The sequence below is a fragment of the Endozoicomonas sp. 8E genome, assembly GCF_032883915.1.
In the GTDB taxonomy this organism is placed as follows: domain Bacteria; phylum Pseudomonadota; class Gammaproteobacteria; order Pseudomonadales; family Endozoicomonadaceae; genus Endozoicomonas_A.
Map to the genome: position 1 here is coordinate 2174555 of NZ_CP120717.1, position 21454 is coordinate 2196008.

Here is a 21454-nt window from a genome sequence, read left to right on the forward strand (position 1 = left end):
CACGCTGAAGCATGGGAACCAGAGTTTTCTACTGGTTTCTGATATCAAAGTTCGTCGCGGGTATTTTTATCTTTCTCAAGATCGAACTTCTCAACCTCAAGACCAACCGGTGCTGCTTTCACGGTTGCGGAGGGTTGCCCAGGCGCTGCAGTCCCGGAGCCGAAGAAAGCACCCAGAGTGCAGGAGTAAGGAATACTTTCTGCATGGGAGAACGACCATTTAGGCACATTTTCCCTGAAGTATTTCTCCCAGCCATTCTCAAATAGTCTCATGGTGCGATCCCGGCGTTCACGGAATTGCAGATAATTTTCATGTCGCGTCCAGCCATACAGTGTGTTGTTGGCTTTAGCGCGGTAGGCATACTCTTTATCGGTTTCACTGAAGTATTGAGGTGTGGCAATAGCCGTGCGTTTTACATATTCATCGTGCGATTCACCCACACCTCGCCAGCGGTTAAATTTGTCAAGACTTCGGCCCAGGGGGCCACCCAGCCATTGAGTGAGCATCTTGTTGTTGTTCATAAAGAAGTCGAAAGTGAGACTCGACGCCAGAGCGAATCCAAAGGTTTGAGCATAAGTGAATCCGGATATAAGGCCGTGGGCGTACGCTCCAACAGTGGCTACCGGACCCAACACCAGAGCGGCTGTGGCGGAGGCCAGCGTTTTCACTTTATGCGGTGTCACCCTGTGCATAAGAGGCACTTGAACCCCTTGCCCGGAACCCATGGATTTCACTATTTCAGGCACCAGACGGGAAATGCTGCGATACCTTTGAGGATTGGCATTGTACTGTCTGGCAAACAACGTGGAGCCGGTTCCTAACAGAATGACTGAAGAAGCGGCTTTGCCCAATGGCATGGCCAGACCGCCCACTTCAGAGACTTGTTCAATTCCGTTGTGGTAGTGATATTGGCCAGTTCGGTCAGGATCAATACCGTAGCGTTCCAACCAATGCTGGAAAGGTGTGGGCATTCTGTGCAGGTAATCACCCCTGTTAGTCAGGTCCAGCAGATAGAGGAACGCCATGTTTGAGAGCGACAGCTCGGCAGCCTGCCGGGTAGTGTGGGTCATCAGTAGCGGTTTGTAGCTGGAGTAGTACCAGGTGACAGCCTGTACAAGAAAGGCTGAAGGTTTGACCCAGTAATCCGACAGTTGCCGCTCAACCGCTGCCGCGTGAGCCTGCATCAATGTGTCATGGACAGCCTGAATCAGTTCTGATTCAGACAGGCCGGCAGCATGGGCATAAGGTGTCAGGGTCTCCTGGGCATTGGTCAGAAATGCTGCCGTTCTGCGGCCATTTTCAAAGGCAATATCATCAAGAACGTAGTTGGCGATGACAGCCATTGCATACTCTTTCATGCTGTCAACAGACTCCTTCATGCCCGCGGGGCCGGTCACGGTCACAGGAGTAAAAGCACTCTTTATAAACTCCTCAACACCCTCGTCGGACAGCATCTGGACAACGCTCTTGAAGTGAGGCACCTTGACGCCGTGTCTGTGGCCAAGGAAGTGTTCAAATTCAGCCACTGTCTGATAACCATCGACACCTCGGGCAGCCTTTATGTAGTTCTCAAGTTCAATCTTGCTGATCAGGCCTTCCCGCAGCAGAACCATGATTTTGTTACCACTGGCCGAGCGAGTAGCAAAGTATTCCGAGAAGCTTCTCAGGTCCCCTGGTTGATGCTCAATGGGGTGAATGCCCGATGAGCTTAAGTCGTGAATCTCTTCGTCGTATTCTTGTGCTCCTTTTTCTATCTCATTCCTGAGTTTGCAAACCAGCTCCTGAACATCATCCAGAGCAGTTACAGTAATTTCTAAAAACTCGATATACAGAACTGGGAAGCTCGTCTTCAGGCTCTTGAAGATTGCCACCATCCGGGTGGACTGATCAAAGCTCAGGCCGTCTCCGATCAATGCCTGCAGGCGGATCGGTGCAAATTCATCGTCAAAATCCAAAGTCGTAAGGCGGGGTATTTCCTTACCGTTCTTGACTGCCAGCTCTGCCAGACCCATTGCGGCCTCAAGGCCTTGTTTCTTGAGAGGGCACTGCTGTAGGATGCGGCGCATAATACAGAGAATGTTCTTCTGTCTCGGCGAGTACTGGAAGGGACCACCATCATTCTCGACGGCTTTCTTTGCAGCCCTCAGGTCTTCCTTCATTCTCTCAACGTCTGCTTGTCTGGTTTCAATCTCACCTTTCAGACGAGCCTGTTCCTGAATCAATTGCATTGCCTGATTTGCAACCCTGTTCTCTTCATTCGGTCTATGTTGGAGGTCGTCAGGGTTCCGCTCAGATATCAGCTCTTTGCCAAGAAGGGTATCCAGTTTGCCATGAACATCTGTCAGCTCATTTTCGGCTTCTCTCAATGCCCGTTTGGCAGTGGCCAGCTCGCGATCAAGAACGTATCGGGGCTTGGGGCCCAGGCGAGCCATTTGCCTGTCAAGCTCATCCTCAATGGCGGCAATACGCTCTTGAACGTCAGGCTCACCGACACTGAAAGCTTCATCATCCAGCGGTCGGAGTTTTGCATTAAGCTGACGGACCTGGTCGTCGATAGTGGCATCATCTTCAAACTCTACCTGCAGGTCTCTGGCCAGCCTGGCAGTGAAAACCATGCTTCTTGCTTCAGCTGCACTGTTTTCATGGGGGTAGATCTTTAGCCTCTTCTCTATAGCTGCAAGATAATCTGTCTGTATTTCACTGGCTTGTGTGATGAATTCCTGCATTTTGTCAGAAATGTCCTCGCGACGAAGATATACACCATCGTTTTCATCAACGTCGAACATCTCAAGGGCTTCTTCTATGGCACTGATTGTCTCAAGTACTTCAGGTTTGGCTTTTTGGTGGCCCTGGGTTCCGGAATCTTTCAGTTCTTCTTCCAGCTCTGCAAGCCTGAAGAGCTTGAGATTGACCGTTGATTCCAGGGTTTTGCGATCTTCTGGTGTGTTGTCTTCACTCAGTTCAATACCAGGAACGGCTGCCAGAGCACCTCTTCTGGCCCGGGTGTAAGAATTCTCTGTATCCTGTTGATCACTCAATGTCTCAACTCTCTGAAACAGGATTTTTTGTTGAGCATCCATTGTCTTGATTTTTTCAAGCAGGCGTTCCTGCTGAACGTCAATATCTTCATCGCTATCAAAATCCTGAATGTTTAAATGTGCGGCAATGGTCGCAAAGCGTGCTTTGGTTGCAGCTATTTTTTCAGCTTCTGTTCTGATACCCAGTTGCCGAAGATGTTCTTGCCCGACCTGTTCTATCCGTTGCTTCAGGTGTTGTTGAAGGGCATATCGCCGGTATTCCAGGTGATAATCGTTATCCGGAAGGCCGAGCTGATCTTCAAAGTTAGCCAGTCTGTTGCGGATTAAGTCGTCGATGAGTTCTGTCTTTTGTTGCAGTTCCTGTTGCAGGTGCTGCTGAATGGACTGAAAGCGGGCAGCCAGATCGATTTCATTGTTTGGAGTAATATCGTGCTTATTTTCAATGGACGCCAGTATTACTTTTAAAGCCTCTTGGGGAAGCTGTCCCGATTTGCTGATTTCATGAATTTCTTTGCTGATGATTGTGGCTTGTTCTGCCATTGTTGGCGCGGTCTCAATCCAGTAGTCAATACCAAGCGTATCTGCCAGTTGGTCGTTGTAATTTTCTATGGTTTCTATTAAGGGATCACGAAGTTCATCTCTCAGTACTGGAATCAGGTCGACTTTCTGCTTAACTTCCTGTAACCAGTTTTTTTGTTTTTCCAGCTTTTGCAGATGCAGAAGATGTTTCTGACGGTGCTGACCTTCAATGTTTGCCAGCCTGTTCCAGAGGGCCTTATCAGTGAGTTTTTCCTGTTGTTGCAGGTGCTGTTGAAGGGATTGAAAGCGGGCATCCAGATCGTTTTCATTATCTGGAACAATACCGAGTTGGCCTTCAATAGCGGCCAGATTTGTTCTTACGGTGTCTTCTTCAGGCTGTCCTGTTACGGCAACTGCTGTGAAGATTTTATTAATTCTCTCTCTGATGCGTGAGGCTTGCTCTTCTGGTGGCCGGGTATCATCCCAGTTACCAATACCAAGCTCCTCGGCCAGTTCAGTGTTGCGAATTTTTGTGGCTTTTTCTATGGCATCACGAACTTGTTGTTCCAGTGCCGGCATTCGTTCGACTGCCTGCACCAGTTTCTGTGACTGGTTTTGCAGTTCTTCCAGCGCTTGACGAGTCTGCGCAAGCTCATGTTCAGCCTGATGTTTGAGTTCAAGTGCTCTGAGCTTTTCCTTCTCTTTCTCCGCTGTCAACTCTAAGTGTTTTATAAGCCTGATGTACTCGCCTTCTTTTTTCCGCAGCGCCTCTATTTTGTCATAGGTATCAATCATCTGCAGTGACATGCCTTTCACGACTCTGGCAACCAACTCTTCATCCCCATTGGCCTGCACTTTGTGGATATCTCTGATAACGGGTATCAATTCCTCCATATTCTGAATAAAGCGCTGGTCAGTCAGAAGCGTTTTTATTGCGCTACAAAAACTGAAGTATTTTACCAGTTGATAATGCATCCAGGTTGGCGTGAGGACTGACGAAGCGGCTTTGAGTTGTTCTAATGTGAGTTCAAATTCATTTGCTCTATGAGGCGTAGCGCTGGCCAGAGCCTGCTGGAGAGCTTCATAGTATGCAAGCGAAGTCAGTTTATCCCTGCTAAACCCAGCATCACTCCGGGCAGCTAATTCCTCCAGCAGTGCCCACTGTCTGCTTTGAATAACATGCTGGTAGCTTTTGACCCTATATTTTTTAACCTTTGTTGTTGTGTGAGTGAGGCCATCAGGCTCAGCTTCTGCCAGGAGACTATAGAGGTTTTCTACAAAAGCGATATCGGCTGGATTCAGTTTCTGACTGTAGAAAACAATAGTATCTTCCTGAGTATGACCAGGTACCAGCTTTGGATAACCCGAAGGGGCAGGATAAACCTTTGTGCAATCTTCTTCGTGCACAACATATCCGACGGGTTTGCTCAGTGCCAACAGTCTATCAAGAGCCTCCTGTTGTAACTCTTCTTTCAGAACATGAACCTGGATATAGGCCGAGGTGGCTGCTGCCAGAAGCGTTTCATCATTAACAAAGAGCGATTGACCCAGTCGCTTCAGTTCAGGGGGCTGATCGCCCGAAGCGATAAGACGCATAAACGTTCGCCCATTCACTTCAACGGGTTCTACTTTAATGGTGGCCAGGGCAACATAGTGATCGCTTGTGCCGAGGTTTCCTGCTCTGTTATCGGCACCTAGCAGCACTGCATACAGTTGTTCGGGTCTGGCTAATTTTGTTGATGGTTCTAACGATGAGATGCAAGTTAATTGATCACGCACAGCGTCAACGGTGTCCTGGTCGGTCATTCCGCTCCTGACTTCAATGACCAGTTTCGTTTCTTCAAGGCTGTGGGTGAACCTGAAGACGTCTTCATCACCCACCTTCAGGACTTTGGTGTATTTCTGAGCAATGTCATTCTCGTCTGTTTCAAACAGATCAACGCTGGAGACATCAGCACTGACGGCAGAAAGAATGTCTGTAAAACCCTCAGAGGGAACCATATAGCCCTCTCTGGCTTGAGTCTGATCAGGATAAGTGGTGGTAAAGGATTTGGGTATTGGTTGCTGGTCACCCGCTAAAGTTGGCTGAACCCTGACCAGACTCTGGGTAAACGACATATGTCCATTGTATGAAATATCAAGAGATTTTGTCTGCAGCTTACGCTCGGCTTGCGCCTGTGTACTGATGATAGAAGAGCTGATGGCAATGGCCACTGCAAGGCTTAATGCATTGGGGCGGGCATTTGTCATTCTACTACCTCAGAGTTGGTGCTTTGGTTATCGTGAAAAGCGATTGCCACACCTGGCGAGGAAACAACTTACAAAGGCTCATGGCTGTCAAAGGCTCATGGCTGTCTAACGCTCATGGCTGCTCCGGTATGCTGTTGAGAAAATTTAGTTCATAGTGGCAAATCCGCTAGCTATTAAGCGACTTTAAATCTCGTAGCAAAGTTACAACTCGTTTCCACGCTGGAGAGGGTGTTGCAAAACTCCAACAGCTCGTTCCCATGCTCTGAGGTCGTCATTCCCGCGAAGGCGGGAATCTAGCGCCAACGGTGGATCTCTGCCTCAACTCGTTCCCATGCTCTGAAGTCGTCATTCCCGCGAAGGCGGGAATCCAGCGCCAACGGTGGATCTCTGCTTTCTCGGGGATGACAAGGCCAGGGGGGCACCGGGCAGTATGGTTCTGGTGGTGAGACAGTGTGGATTCCCGCCTTCGCGGGAATGACGAGAATAAAGTCGGGAATGACGAGAATAAAGTCGGAAATGACGAGAATAAAGTCGGGAATGATGAGAATAAAGTCGGGAATGACGAGAATGAAGCCGGGAATGACGAGAATGAAGCCGGGAATGACGGGAGTCAACTCGTTCCCACGCTGGAGAGAGTTTTGCGACACCCTCGCTCTGCGTGGGAATGCATACCTCCACTGAAAAGCAGACTCTACAGCGTGTGACAGGTATGGGTTCCCAGGCAGGAGCATGGGAACCAGAGTTTTGCGATAGGCTCCTTGGGGCAGGGTAGTTGATTGGTTTTTTACAACTCGTTCCCACGCTCTGTCTCTGACTCAAAGTAGGCACCCAGAGTGTAGGAGTAAGGAATACTTTCTGCGTGGGAGAAGGACCATTTAGGCACATTTTCCCTGAAGTATTTCTCCCAGCTATTCTCGAATAGCTTCATGGTGCGATCCCGGCGTTCACGGAACTGCAGGTAGTTTTCGTGTCGAGTCCAGCCATACATCGTGTTATTTGCCTTAACGCGGTTTGCGTACTCTTCATCGGTTTCACTATGGCGTTGAGGTGTAGCAATGGCCGTACGTTTCACATATTCATCCTGCGTTTCACCGACGCCTCGCCAGCGATTAATCCTGTCAAGGCTACGACCCAGAGGTCCACCCAGCCATTGAGTGAGCATCTTGTTGTCGTTCATAAAGAAGTCGAATGTGAGACTCGATGCCAGAGCGAAGCCGAAGGTTTGAGCATAGGTAAACCCGGATATAAGACCGTGGGCGTATGCTCCGGCAGTAGCTATCGGACCCAGTACCAGACCGGCTGTGGCCGAGGCCAGCGTTTTTACTTTTTGGGGTGTCACCCTGTTCAGCAGCGGTACCTGAACCCCTTGTCCGGAACCCATGGATTTCACTATTTCCGGTACCAGACGGGAAATACTGCGATACCTGTGCGGGTTGGCATTGTACTGTCTGGTAAACAGCGCAGAGCCGGTTCTTAACAGAATGACTGATGAAGCGGCTTTGCCCAGTGGCATGGCCAGCCCGCCCACTTCAGAGATTTGTTCAATGCCGCTGTGATAGGCGTATTGACCGGTTCGGTCAAGATCAACAGCGTAGCGTTCCAGCCAGTGTTGAAAAGGTGTGAGCATTCTGTGCAGGTAATCACCTCTGTTGGTCAGATCCAGAAGATAGAGGAATGACATGTTTGCAAGGGACAGTTTGGCAGCCTGCCAGTCGCTATGAGTTGCCAGAAGAGGTTTGTAGCTGGAGTAGTACCAGGTGACAGCCTGTACCAGGAAGGCTGAAGGTTTGGCCCAGTAATCATTGAGCTGCTGCTTAACCGCTTCGGCATGAGCCTGCATCAATGTGTCATGGACAATCTTGATCAGGTCTGATTCAGACATCCCGACAACATTGGCATAGGGTGTCAGGGTATCCTGAATATTGGTCAGGAAGGCTGCCGTCCTGCGGCCATTATCAAAGGCAATATCATCAAGAACATAGTTGGCGACGACAGCAGCTGCGTACTCTGTCATGCCGACAACAGACTCTTTCATACCTGCCGGGCCAGTCGCAGTCAGGGTCACAGGAGTAAAGGCACTCTGTATGAGTTCTTCAACACCCTGGTCGGACAGCATCTGGACAACAGCTTTGAAGTGAGACACCCTGATGCCGTGTTTGTAGCCAAGGAAGTGTTCAAATTCATCCACTGTCTGATAACCATCAACACCTCTGACAGCTTTCATGTAGTTCCCAAGCTCAATCTTGCTGATCAGACCTTCCCGAAGCAGAGCTATGATCTTGTTACCACTGGCAGAACGGGTAGCGAAGTATTCAGAGAAGCTTTTCAGGTCTCCTGGTTCTTGCTCGAAGTAGTGAATGCCTGCCAAGCCCATGCCGCGAATTTCGACGTCGTATTCTCGGGCCCCGGTTTCCAGGTGCATCCTGGCCCTGCACGCCAGAAGCTCGATTTCTTCCAGCACACTATGGGGTCGATCTTTTACAGACCCGGATGGGGATTCCGGGAAGGTTGCCTTCAGGTCATTGAAAATTTCTACAATCCGACCGGCCTGTTCAAACGTCAGTTCGTCTCCGATCATTGCCTGCAGGCGAATGGCTGCAAATTCATCGTCAAAATCGAAACTCGTAAAGAGTGGTGACTTGCCACGCTCTATCACTGCTTCTATCAGGCCAATTGCGGCTTCCAGAGCTTGTTTTTTGAGAGGGTGCTGCTTCGTGAACTTGTGGATGGCGTTCAGAACTTTTACCTGGTCCGGGGTGTACTGGAAGGGACCGCCATCACTTATGACGGCTTTTTCTGCAGTATTCAGGGCTTCCTTCAGTTTCACAATGTCTGCTTTTTGGGTTTCAATTTCGCCTTCCAGACGGGTCTGTTCCTGAATCTCTTCCAGTGATCCGAGGTCACCTTTTATCCGGGTGTTCAGATTTTTTGCAGCAGCTTCGTCGTCTTCATCCGGAGCAGGGTGAACGTCATTGTCAATAATAACGGCCAATTTTTTGCGTCGAAGATCATTCAGCTTACGATGAAGCCCTGCCAGCTTATTTTCAGCTTCCGGTATTGCTCGCCTGGCCATGGCCAGATCACGATCAAGAACGTAGCGGGGTTTAGGTCCCAGGCGAGCCATTTGCCTGTCAAGCTCGTCATCGATAGCTGCGATACGCTCATTAACGTCAAGCTGGACCGCTTTGAAAAATTCTGCCTCCAGCTGCTCAAGTTTCGCCTCAATCAGACTATTTTGTTCGTCTATACCGGCATCATCTCCATAGTCCTTAATACCAAGTTGCTCAGCAATTCTATTGTTTTTGATCCTTCTGACACCTTCATCGTCATAGATTTCGTTTACTTCTTTTCTTAATTTCTGAATTCTGTTTCTCAGTGCGTATTGTTTAGACAGTTTTGAATCGTCGTCATCAAACTCTATCTGCAGATCACTGGCCAGTTTAGCCAGGAAAGTTTTGCCTCTTGTTTTTGCAGCAGGGTTTTTATCAGGATCGATATTGAGCTCGTTCTCCAGAGCAAAAAGATAATCTGCCTGTTTTTCTATGGCTCGCTTATCCGATTCTTTGACTATAAAGGTAAGACGATCACGAATATGGAAGAGTTTGAAATCCATTCTCGCCTGCTCCAGATTTTCCCGCGACCTGTATCTTTCCGGCCAGAGGGTCATGTGCAGCTGATCCAGCTGATAATTGGAGATATCACCATCATCAAGCCTTGTAAGAACGCTCTTCAGTCTTGCCGCTTTGTAATCATCTTTATCGGTTTTGATGTTGAATAAGTTTTCCAGATAACTCAGTGTCATCAGGGCATCTTCCTCTGAACGCTGTCTGGCTTCTCTGATGAATGCCCTCATGTTGATAGAAATGTCCATGCGACGGAAATACACATCCTGCTCCTCAGTGAGGCGTTCATTATTCAGTGCTTTTTCCGCAGCACGAAGTGTCCTCAATACTTCAGACATGGCTTTTGGATGGCCTGGTGTTCTGATGTCTTCCAGTTCTTGTTCCAGCTCTGCAAGCTGGAAGAGCTTGTCACGAACAATTAACTCCAGGGCGGCACGATCTTCAGGAACCCGATCTAAACCAATAACCGCTGCCAGAGCATCTTTTCTGGCCAGGGTGTAAGAATGCTCTATATCCTGTTGATTGGCCATTGTATAAAGTTGTTGACGCAGACCTTGCTCCTGGGCATTTATTTCCTCAAATTTTTGAATCAGGAGTTCTTGTTGAACGTCAATATTTGCATTGCTATCAAAACCCTCAATGTTTGAATGTTCAGCAATGGTTGCAAAGCGGGCTTTCATTTCAGCTTCTGTTTCAGTCTCTGTCCCGGTGCTCTGTTGCTGAAGAAGTTGCTGAAGATCTTGATGAAGATGTTGCTTTTGTTGAGTGAGCCGGGCTAACTGCTTCATAAGGTCTCGTTTAACGGCCTGATGAAGGACTTCCGGTTCATTGTCTGGAGTAATATCGTACCTGCTTTCAATGGCAGTCAGTTTTTCCTCTGAATTTTCTTCCTGATAGTGTGCTGTTGAGGCAATGGAAGCTGTCGCAGCCGGCGTTGCGCTAACGGGTGTTGGGGCAATGGAAACTGTCGCAACCGTCGTTGCGCTTAGCGGTGTTGAGGCAATAGAAGCTGTTGCAAGCGGCGTTACGCCAAGCGGTGTTGAGGCAATGGATTTTACGGTAACCGATTGCCTGGTTTCATGAATTTTCTGGCCTTCTATCCGGGTGTTCAGATTTTTTGTGGCCACTTCGTCGTCTCCATCCGGAACAGGGGGAACGTCATTGCCAATCATAACGGCCAATTTTTTGCCTGGAAGATCATTCAGCTTACGATGAGGTCCTGCCAGCTTATTTTCAGCTACCAGTATTGCTTGCCTGGTCATGGTTAGATCACGATCAAGAACGTCTCTGGGTTTAGGTCCCAGGCGAGCCATTTGCCTGTCAAGCTCATCATCAATGGCTGCGATACGAACATTAACCTCAAGCTGACGCGCTTTGAAAATTTCTGCATCCAGCTGTTTAAGTTTTGCCTCAATTAGACTATTTTTTTCGTCTATACCGGCAACATCTCCATAGTCCTCTTCTCTGGTATCAGGGAATTGTTGTTTCATCTTTGAAAGAAGCAGATCCTGTTGAAGATTTAGTTTCTCGAGTTCTTGAAGCAGATATTTTTGTTGATCGCCAATATCTGCATCGCTATCAAAATTCTCAATGTTTAAATGTGCGGCAATGGTTGCATAGCGGGCTTTGATTTCAGCTTCTATTTCAGTCTCTGTGCCTGTGTACTGTTGCTGAAGATACTGCTGTTGTTGAGCGATTTGGGCATTCTGCTCCCCAAGGTGTTGCTTAATGGTCTGACAGCGAACTTCCGGGTCACTTTCGATATCCGGGGCCAGGCCGAGCTGACCTTCAATCCAGGCCAGCTTATTCTCGACTTCGCTAAAATCGGTTAATTCTGCATGTTTTTGCTGCAGGTACTGTTGCACAAACCGACAGCGGGCAACCAGATCATTTTCGTCGTCTGGAGTAATATTGTGCCTGCTTTCAATGGCTGCCAGAGTTTCTTTTAAAGCTTCTTGCGGAGTGTGTGCTGTTGCGGCATTCGTTGTGGTTACCGATAATGTTGCAGTCACCAATGATGTTGCGATAACCGGTGTCGGGGCAATCGTTGTCGGGGTCATTGATGATGCGGTAATCTGAGCTTCGGTAGCCGGTTGCTTGAGACCACGAATTTTCTGTCTAATGAGGCTGTCTTGTTGTTCCAGTGGCTGGGTATCATCCCAGTCATCAATTTCGAGCGCTGCTGCCAACTGAATGTTGTAATTTTTTCTGTTTTCCTCCAGTGACTCACGGGCTTCTTTTTTCGGTATTGTAATTCGATTAACTTCATTCTGAAGAAACTGTAGCCAGTTTCTCTGTTTTGCCAGTTCTTCCTGGTTCTCAACATGTTGCAGATAGACCCTGCGTGACTCCTTCTGAATGCCCTGATGCAGGCTCAGGAGACGGACTTCAGGGTCATCTTCGTTTTCCGGAACCAGGCCGAGTTTATTTTCAAAGAAATTCAGTCTTTCCAGGATTTCCGCATAGGGCAGTTCTTCGTTTTGTTCCAGGCGCTGTCGCTGTGGAGTGAAATGAAGGGCAGCCGGATCTTCTTCATCGACCGAAGTAATGCCGCGCTTTTGGCTAATGGTCGGCGGTTTTGCCTTTACAGTTTCTTCATCAGACTGTCCTGTTGTGGCAACTGATGGTTTTATTTCATTAATTTTTTCTCTAATGAGCCTGGCTTGTTCTTCGGATGACTGGGTATCATCCCAGTCCTCCATACCAAGCTCTGCGGCCAGTTGAGCGTTGCGAACTTTTGTGGCATCGGCTCTGGCAGTGAGTACTTGTTGTTCCAGCTCTGAAATTCGTTTGTCTTCCTGTTGCTGTTGATTCTGAAAAGGTTGTTGAGCAGTCTCAGTTACCTGCTGCTTCAGGTGTTGCTGAATGGCCCGGTGACGAGCTTTAAGGTCATCATTGTTTTCCGGAACCAGACCGAGATGACTTTCAAAGGCCGTCAGTTTTTCCCGAACTTCCTCATCGGCCAGTTCGGTGTTTTTTTGCAGCTGCTGTTGAATGAACAGAAGGGTGCCCGGATTGTTTTTATTGACCGAAGCAATACCACGCCTGCTTACAATGGGCGCGGGTTCTGTCGTTACAGCTTCTTCATCAGGCTGACCTGTTGCGGCCATTGATCTGTATATGTCATTAATTTTTTCTTCTATGAGTCTGTGTTGTTCTTCGAGTGGCAGGAGTTCATCCCAGTCATCCATACCAAGCTTTGCTGCTGTATGAGCGTAGCGAGCCATCCTGGCATAATTCCTGAGAGTAGCGATTTTCTGTTCCAGCTTTGGAACCATATCGGCTTTCTGCACAAGTTTCTCTAACTGGTTTTCCTCTTCTATCTGCATGGCCGACGGTTCCGCCTCTAAAGTTTCTTCATCAGACTGACCTGTTGTGACAACCGATGGTTTCATTTCATTAACTTTTTCTCTAATGAGCCTGGCTTGTTCTTCGGGTGACCGGGTATCATCCCAGTCCTCCATACCAAGCTCTGCGGCCAGTTGAGCGTTGCGAACTTTTGTGGCATCGGCTCTGGCCGTGAGTACTTGTCGTTTCAGCTCTGAAATTCGTTTGTCTTCCTGTTGCTGTTGATTCTGAAAAGGTTGTTGAAGGATCTCGGTTATCTGCTGCTTGAGGTGCTGTTGAATGGTCCGGTGACGGGCTTTGAGGTCATCAATGTTTTCCGGAACCAGGCCGAGATGATCTTCGAAGATAGTCAGTTTTTCCCGAACTTCCTCATCGGCCAGTTCGGTGTTTCCTTGCAGCCGCTTTTGAATGAGCAGAAGGGTGGCCGGATTGTTTTTATTGACCGAAGCAATCCCACGCCTGCTACTAATGGCCGCTGGTTCTCCCGTTACAGCTTCTTCATCAGGCTGACCTGTTGCGGCCATTGATCTGTATATATCATTAATTTTTTCTTCTATGAGTCTTTGTTGTTCTTCGAATGGCAGGGTATCGTCCCAGTCATCAATACCAAGCCTTGCTGCTGTATGAGCGTAGTTACTCTGCCTGGCAATTCTCCTGACAGTAAGAAGTTGCTTTTGCAGCTTTGGGACCGTATCGGCTTTATCCACAAGTTTCTTTACTCCTGTCTGCAGAAGCTTCTCCAACCGGTTTTTCCGTTTTCTCAGCTCTCTTTGACTGACATCAAATGCCTCTTGTTCAAGGTGTTTCAGAATGTTCTGGTGACGGGCTTGCAGGTCATCTTCTTTGTTCGGGACCAGTCCGAGCTGGTCTTCCAGGTCAGACAGTTTTTCCCGAATTTCCTCGTCGGGTTGTTCCGGATTTTGTTGCAGCTGCTCGTGGGAGATCAGAAGGGTTGCCAGCTGGTCTTCATCGACCAGAATGATGCGATCTTTTTTGCCAGTGCCCGCCGGTTTTGCTTTTACAGTTTCTTCATCAGGCTCTTCTGCTGCGGCAACCGATGGTTTGATTGCCTGAATTTTTTTTCTGATGAGTCTGGCTTGTTCTTCCAGTGGCAGGGTATCGTCCCAGTCATCAATACCAAGCTCTGCTGCCGTTTGAGCGTTGCGGTCTTTTGTGGCATCTGTTCTGGCATCATGAACCTTTTGTTCCAGTTCTGGAATTCGTTTGGCCTCCTGCTGAAGTTTCTGTAACTGGTTTTTCTGTTCTTCCTGCCCCTGTTGATCCTGAAAAAGTTGTCGAGCGGACTCACGCCCCATCTGCCTGAGGAGTTCGAGAATGCTACGGAAGCGGGCTATCAGGTCTTCGTCGTTATCCGGTCGCAGACCGAGCTTATCTTCTGCCATAGCCAGTGTCTGTTGGGCCCCCTTAAAGGCAAGTTCTGACTTTTGTAGCAACTGCTCGTAAATGGCTCTAAAGCGTTCACTCAGATCGTCTTTATCGACCGGAGTAATATGGAAAATGGTTTCAATAGCTGCCATTTCCGTACGCATAGCCTGTTTATAAAAATCAGCTTTTCCTGTTGTCGACACCATTTGGTTGATTTCATCAATTTTCTTTATGATTATTCTGGCTTGTTGTTCGGTTGGCTGGGTATTATCCCAGTTATCAATACCAAGCTTCTTTGCCAGTTGACTGTTGTATACTTTTGAGGCGTCTGCCCTGGCATCAAGAACTTGTTTTTCCAATGCCGGAATTCGTTCGACTTCCTGCTGTAGTTTCTGTGACCGGTTTTGCAGTTCTTCCAGCGCTTTAAGACTCTGCGCAAGCTCATGTTCAGCCTTTTGCCTGAGTTCAAGGCTGAGTTCAAGGGCTCTGATATTTTCCTTTGCATTGTCCTCCAGGCGTTTTAGAAGCCTGTTGTAATCGCCTTCTTTTGTCCGCATTGCCTCCATTTTGTTATAGGTATTAATCATCTGCACTGACATGCCTTTCAAGACTCTGGAAGTAAACTCTTCATCTCCGGGAGTATCGGTCTGCACTTTGTGGATATATCTGATAAAGGGTATCAATTCCTCCATATCCTGAATAAAGCGCTGGTCAGTCAGAAGAGTTTTCATTGCGTCATAGAAACCGAAATATTTTACCAGTTGATAATGTATCCAGGTTGGCGTGAGGACTGACGAAGTGACTTTGAGATGTTCTAATGTGAGTTCAAATTCATCTGCCCTAAGGGGCGTAGCGCTGGCCAATGCCTGCTGGAGAGATTCATAGTATGCAAGCGAAGTCAGTTTCTCTTTGCCGAACTCAGTATCGCCACGGGCAGCCAACTCCTCCAGCAGTGCCCACTGCCTGCTTCGAATAACATGCTGGTAGCTTTTGACCCTATATGTTTTAACCTTTGTTGTTGCGTGAGTGAGGCCATCAGGCTCAGCTTCTGCCAGGAGGTTATAGAGGTTTTCTACAAAAGCGATATCGGCTGGATTCAGTTTCTGACTATAGAAAACAATAGTATCTTCCTGAGTATGACTGGGTACCAGCTTTGGATAACCCGAAGGAGCAGGGTAAACCCCTTTGGAATCTTCGCTTTGCATAACATATCCGACGGGTTTGCTCAGTGCCAACAGTCCATCAAGAGCCTCCTGTTGTAACTCCTCTTTCAGGACATGAACCTGGATGTAGGCCGAGGTGGCTGCTGCCAGAAGCGCTTCATCATTGACAAAGAGCGATTGAGTAAGGCGGTTCAGTTCAGGGGTCTGATCGCCCGAAGCGATAAGACGCATAAACGTTCGCCCATTCACTTCAACGGGTTCTACTTTAATGGTGGCAAGGGCAACATAGTGATCGCTTGTGCCGAGGTATCCTGCTCTGTCATCGGCACCTTCCAGGACTGCATGCAGTTGTTCGGGTCTGGCTATTTTCGTTGAGGGTTCTAATGACGGTATGACCGTTAATTGATCACGAACGGCTTCAACGGTCTCCTGGTCGGTCATTCCGCCTCTGACTTCAATGATTAGCTCCCTTTCTTCAAGGCTATGGGTAAACTTGAAGACTTCCTCATCACCCACCTTCAGGACTTTGGTGTATTTCTGAGCAACGTCATTCTCGCCTGTTTCAAACAGATCAACACTGGTGACGTCAGCACTAACGGCAGAAAGAATGTCTGTAAAACCATCAGAGGGAACCGTATAGCCTTCTCTGGCTTGAGTCTGATCAAGGTAAGTAGTGGTAAAGGATTTGGGTATTGGTTGCTGATCACCCGCTAAAGTTGGCTGAACACTGACCAGACTCTGGGTAAACGGCAGATGTCCTTCGTTAGAAATATCAAGAGATTTTGTCTGCAGCTTGCGCTCGGTCATTGCCTGTGTACTGATGATGGAAGAGCTGAGGGCAATAGCTACTGCAAGGCTTAATGCATTGGGGCGGGCATTTATCATTCTACTACCTCAGAGTTGGTAATTTGATTAAAGTGAAAAGTGTTTGCCACACCTGGCCAGGAAACAGCTTACAAAGGCTCATGGCTGTCAATCGCTCATGGCTGTTCCGGTAAGCTGTTGAGAGAATTTAGTTCACAGTAGAAAATCCGCTAGCTGTTGAGCGAATTTAATTTACGTGGCAAAGTGACAACTCGTTCCCACGCTCTGAGGGTGTCGCAAAACTCTCTCCAGCGTGGGAACGAGTTGACTCCCGTCATTCCCGACTTCATTCTCGTCATTCCCGCGAAGGCGGGAATCCACACTGACTCACCACCAGAACCCTACTGCCCGGTGCCCCCTTGGCCTTGTCATCCCCGAGAAGGCAGAGATCGACCGTTGGTGCTGGATTCCCGCCTTCGAGGCTGTCGCAAAACTCTGGTTCCCACGCCGGGACCCACAGGGCCTGAAAGCATGGGAACCAGAGTTTTGCGGCAGGCTCCGGGGCAGGGTAGTTGATTGGTTTTTTCAGGGGAGTGATACTGCTTTCTTAACTGTGAAGGGAGCCTCAGGCGCTGCAGTCCCTGACTCAAAGAAAGCACCCAGGGTGTAGGAATAAGGAATACTCTCTGCGTGGGAGAGTGACCATTTGGGCACATTTTCCCTGAAGTATTGCTCCCAGCTATTCTCGAACAGTTTCATGGTGCGATCCCGGCGCTCAAGGAACTGCAGGTAATTTTCGTGTCGAGTCCAGCCATACACACTGTCGTTTGTCTTAACGCGATTTGCGTACTCTTCATCGGTTTCACTATAGCGTTGAGGTGTAGCAATGGCCGTACGTTTCACATATTCATCCCGGGTTTCACCGACGCCCCGCCAGCGATTAATCCTGTCAAGGCTACGACCCAGAGGTCCACCCAGCCATTGAGTGAGCATCTTGTTGTCGTTCATAAAGAAGTCGAAAGTGAGACTCGACGCCAGAGCGAATCCAAAGGTTTGAGCGTAGGTGAACCCGGATATAAGACCGTGGGCGTATGCTCCGGCAGTAGCTATCGGGCCCAGTACCAGACCGGCTGTGGCAGAGGCCAGCGTTTTTACTTTCTGTGGTGTCACCCTGTTTAGCAGCGGTACCTGAACCCCTTGCCCGGAACCCATGGATCTCACTATTTCCGGCACCAGACGGGAAATGCTGCGATAGCTGTGCGGGTTGGCATTGTACTGTCTGGCAAACAGCGCAGAGCCGGTTCTTAACAGAATGACTGAAGAAGCGGCTTTGCCCAGTGGCATGGCCAGTCCGCCCACTTCAGCGATTTGTTCAATGCCGCTGTGATAGGCATATTGGCCGGTTCGGTCAGGATCAACACCATAAGGTTCCAACCAGTGCTGGAAAGGTGTGAGCATTCTGTGCAGGTAATCACCCCTGTTGGTCAGATCCAGCAGATAGAGGAATGACATGTTTGCAAGGGAGAGTTTGGCAGCCTGCCAGTGGCTATGAGCAACCAGAAGAGGTTTGTAGCTGGAGAAATACCAGGTGACAGCCTGTACCAGAAAGGCTGAAGGTTTGACCCAGTAATCCGACAGCTGCCGCTCAACCGCCGCGGCATGAACCTGCATCAATGTGTCATGGATAGCCTGGATCAGTTCTGATTCAGACAGGCCGACAGCATTGGCATAAGGTGTCAGGGTCTCCTGAACATTGGCCAGAAATGCTGCCGTTCTGCGGCCATTGTCGAAGGCAATATCATCAAGAACGTAGTTGGCGATGACCGCCGCTGCATACTCTGTCGTGCCGGTAACCGACTCTTTCATACCTGCCGGGCCAGTTGCAGTAGCGGCTACAGGAGTAAAGGCACTCTCCATGAATTCCTCAGCCCCCTGATCCGACAGCATCTGGACAACCTTCCTGAACTCAGGCGTATGGATGCCGTGTTTGAAGCCAAGGAAGTGTTCAAATTCATCCACTGTCTGATAACCATCAACACCTCTGACAGCTTCCATGTAGTTCTCAAGCTCAATCTTGCTGATCAGACCTTCCCGCAGCAGAGCTATTATCCTGTTACCGCTGGCAGAATGGGCCTCGAAGTATTCCGAGAAGTCTTTCAGGTCCTTTGGTTCATGGTCGACGAAGTGAATGGCTCTTTTGCCCATGCTGTGAATTTCGTCGTCGTATTGTTTAGCTCCGGTTTTCATCTCATTCCTGGCCCTGTGCGCCAGATTCTGGACTTCTTGAATAACATTCTCAGGCTGACCTTCCAGAGGCTGGGCAGGGAAGCTCATTTTCAGACTTTTGAAGACTTGTACAATCTGACCGGCCCGATCAAATGTCAGATCATCCCTCACCATCGCCTGCAAGCCAAGTGGTGCAAATTCATCGTCAAAATCGAAAGTCGCAAGGTTGGGTGTTGTCTTGCCGGTGTTGATTGTTGACTCTACCTGGCCCAGTGCAGCATCCAGAGCCTGTTGCTTTTTAGCCACGCCAGGAGGCCGATCTTTCAGAGGCACGACAGGGGTGAGCGGAAATATCCTCTTCAGGCTCTTGAAGACTTCTACAATCCGACTGGCCTGATTGAACGTCAGTTCGTCTCCGACCAGTGCCTGAAGGCGAATCGGTGCAAATTCATCGTCAAAATCGAAAGTCGTAAGCTCTGGTATTACCTTACCGCTGTTTACTGCTGATTCTGCCAGACCCAGTGCGGCATCCAGAGCCTGTTGTTTGAGAGAGTGCTGCTGCGTGAAGGTGCCCATATCGGCCAGAACTTTGGCTTGTCCCGGCGAGAACTGGAATGGACCGACGTCATTTTCGATGGCTTCCTCTGCCGTCCTCAGGACTTCATTCATTCTTTCCAGCCCACTTTCACTTTTTTGTATTGTTTGTCTGGCTCTGGTTAGCTCACGTTCAAGAACATATCGGGGTTTGGAACCCAGCCGGGCCATTTGCCTGTCAAGCTCATTCTCAATGCCGACGATGCGATCATTAACCTCAGGTTGAACCTCATTGATCCATTCTTTGTCCAGCTGTCGGAGTTTTGTTGCAATCACCCTGTTCTGGTTTTTGATAGGGGCATCTGCTTTATAATCCTCAATGTTGAGTTGCTGAGCTATTTCGTTGTTCCAGGCTCTTCTGGCTGCTTCATCGTCGAAGAGTGCCTCTGATTTTTCGATTAATTCCTGAATTTTGGTTCTCAGGGTATTTTTCTGATCAGACAGGTCGTCATCCATGTCAAATGCTGCATGCAGATCTTCTGCCAGTTTTTCAGTGAAAGTCTTGCCTCTTTTTTTAGCAGCAGAGTTTTCGCTAATGTCGATGTTCAGCCTGTCCTCTAACGTTTTTAATATCGCTTTTTGTTGTCTTATGGCTCGCTCATTCGCGTCTTTCAGTGCCTCTCCCTCTGCCTGTTGACTGACTTTTGTGATGTATCTCTGAATTTCCCCGGAAATGGCTTCACGACGGTAGTACAAATCGTCCTCTCTACCGAGGATATTCATCGCCAGGGCTTTTTCCACGGCAGTCAGTTTTTCAATGACTTCAGGCATGGCTTCTGGGTGAACGGGTGTTCTGATGTCTTCCTGCCCGACAAGAAGATCTGTAAGCTCTGACTCAAACAGCCGATAGAGTCGTTCTGTTCTCAGTTTTTCCTCTTCATGTTTAGAGGCTTTCTCCGTTATGAGCTTTAACTGCTTTCTGACCTGGATGAGTTCGCCCTTTGTTGCCAGATTCTCTGCCAGTGAGCTTTCCCATTCAATCAGCTGTTGGGTCATATCGCTCAGGACTTTGGACAGAAACGGGTCGTCGTTGCGAAGGGCATTTCTCTGTGAGGCGTCAACAGAGGGTAGATGATTCAGAATACTCTTAACAAAATGCTGTTCAGTCAGACTATCTCTGAGTATGGGTTTGAAGCTGAAGTATTTTGCCAGTTGAATCTGCTGCCAGGTTGGCGTAATGGCTAATGAAGTGAGCCTGATGTGTTCCAGAGTGAGCCCAAATTGATTCGTTCGAGCCGCTACAGGGGGAGTGGCACTGACCAATGCCTGCTGAAGAAATTCATAGTATCCAAATGCATGCATCGCCTCCCTGTCTTCGTTTGTCATCGTCGGCGGTTGGTCTTTGTTAAATCCACCCGTGCCGTGTCGTGCAATAACCTCCTCCAGCAGAGCCATCTGCTTGCTTCGTATGACGTACTGGTAGCTTCTGACTTTTTGTCTCAAAACCTTTATTACTGCTGCCGCTTCCGGGGTGGGGTTATTAAGCTGAGCTTCTTTCCAGAGGTTATGGAGGCTTTCTACAAAAGCAATATTATCGGGACTCTGCATCTGACCATGGAAAACAATGACCTCTCCCGGAGTTTCAGCGACCTCCAGTTTCGGATAACCTGCAGGCACAGGATAAACCTGTGAGTCATCCTCGACGTGGACAACATATCCGACGGGTTTGCTATGTGCCAGAAGTTCATTAAGAGCCTGCTGTTGTAAATCCTCTTCCAGGATATAAACCTGGATATAGGCAGAGACCGCTGCTGCCAAGAGAACATCATCATTGACAAAGACTGTCTGACCCAGACGTTGCAGGTCAGGGGGCTGGTCGCCCGCAGCGATAAGACGCATAAAGGTACGCCCATCCACTGCAACTTTTTCTACTTTAATGGTGGCAAGGGGAACATAGTGATCACTTGCGCCGAACCATCCTTTCAGGAGATAAACAATGCTCAAAAACCGGAACATTTCTCTGGAGCTGGCGATTTTCGTCAGCGGCTCTAATGTTAGGCCGCCAGATGACAGAGAATGAACACCCACAAGTATATCCTGATCGGTCATTCTGTCTTTGACTTCAATGACCAGTTCGTTTTCTGCAAGGTTGTGGGTAAACCTGAAGATGCCATCGTCACCCATTTTCAGGACTTTGGTGTATTTCTGAGCAACGTCATTCTCGTCTGTTGCAAACACATCAACAACAGAAACGCCCTCAGTACAATCAGCAAGAACTTCCGTAAAGCCTACAGAATTAAAGTGATGGCCATACCTGTCACGTGGCTGAGCAGGGTAGGTGGTGGTAATGGATTTGGGTATTGGCTGCTGGTCATCCCCTAAAGTTGGCTGAACCCTGACCTCACTCAGGGTAATCTCCACATGTCCATTGCCCGGGATATTGGCAGCTTTTATCTGCAACTTGCGATCGGCCAGTGCCTGTGAACCAATGATGGAAGAACTGATTGCAATGGCCACTGCAAGACTTAATGCATTGGGGCGAGTATTTGTCATTCTACTACCT

The 21454-nt window shown here is 48.6% G+C and carries 5 protein-coding genes; 1 reads left to right on the plus strand and 4 read right to left on the minus strand.

Translation table 11 applies throughout. The features are described from left to right. Positions 1-44 precede the first annotated feature (44 nt). From P6910_RS07865 to P6910_RS07875, 3 genes are all read right to left on the minus strand, one after another. Positions 45-5807 (minus strand): hypothetical protein, encoded by a 5763-nt coding sequence (locus tag P6910_RS07865; RefSeq protein WP_317145716.1) that lies wholly within the window; start codon positions 5805-5807, stop codon positions 45-47. 293 nt (positions 5808-6100) lie between these two features. Further along, complete coding sequence (locus tag P6910_RS07870; protein ID WP_317145717.1) at positions 6101-6454, minus strand: hypothetical protein; 354 nt, start codon at positions 6452-6454, stop codon at positions 6101-6103. A gap of 137 nt (positions 6455-6591) precedes the next feature. Further along, positions 6592-16212 carry a hypothetical protein gene (locus P6910_RS07875; protein ID WP_317145718.1) on the minus strand — a complete coding sequence of 3207 codons (9621 nt, stop codon included), beginning with the start codon at positions 16210-16212 and terminating at the stop codon, positions 6592-6594. A 183-nt stretch (positions 16213-16395) separates the two neighbouring features. Between P6910_RS07875 and P6910_RS07880 the strand changes: the two genes are divergently transcribed. After that, complete coding sequence (locus P6910_RS07880) at positions 16396-16707, plus strand: hypothetical protein (protein WP_317145719.1); 312 nt, start codon at positions 16396-16398, stop codon at positions 16705-16707. A 9-nt stretch (positions 16708-16716) separates the two neighbouring features. On the opposite strand, the gene P6910_RS07885 is transcribed toward P6910_RS07880, so the two are convergent. Then, positions 16717-21444, minus strand: a complete 4728-nt coding sequence (locus tag P6910_RS07885; protein WP_317145720.1) for a hypothetical protein — start codon at positions 21442-21444, stop codon at positions 16717-16719. Positions 21445-21454: the final 10 nt, after the last annotated feature.

Coding starts and splice junctions, on each gene's coding strand:
- P6910_RS07865 (WP_317145716.1), bottom strand. CDS start 5,807: ATGACAAATGCCCGCCCCAATGCATTAAGCCTTGCAGTGGCCATTGCC.
- P6910_RS07875 (WP_317145718.1), bottom strand. CDS start 16,212: ATGATAAATGCCCGCCCCAATGCATTAAGCCTTGCAGTAGCTATTGCC.
- P6910_RS07885 (WP_317145720.1), bottom strand. CDS start 21,444: ATGACAAATACTCGCCCCAATGCATTAAGTCTTGCAGTGGCCATTGCA.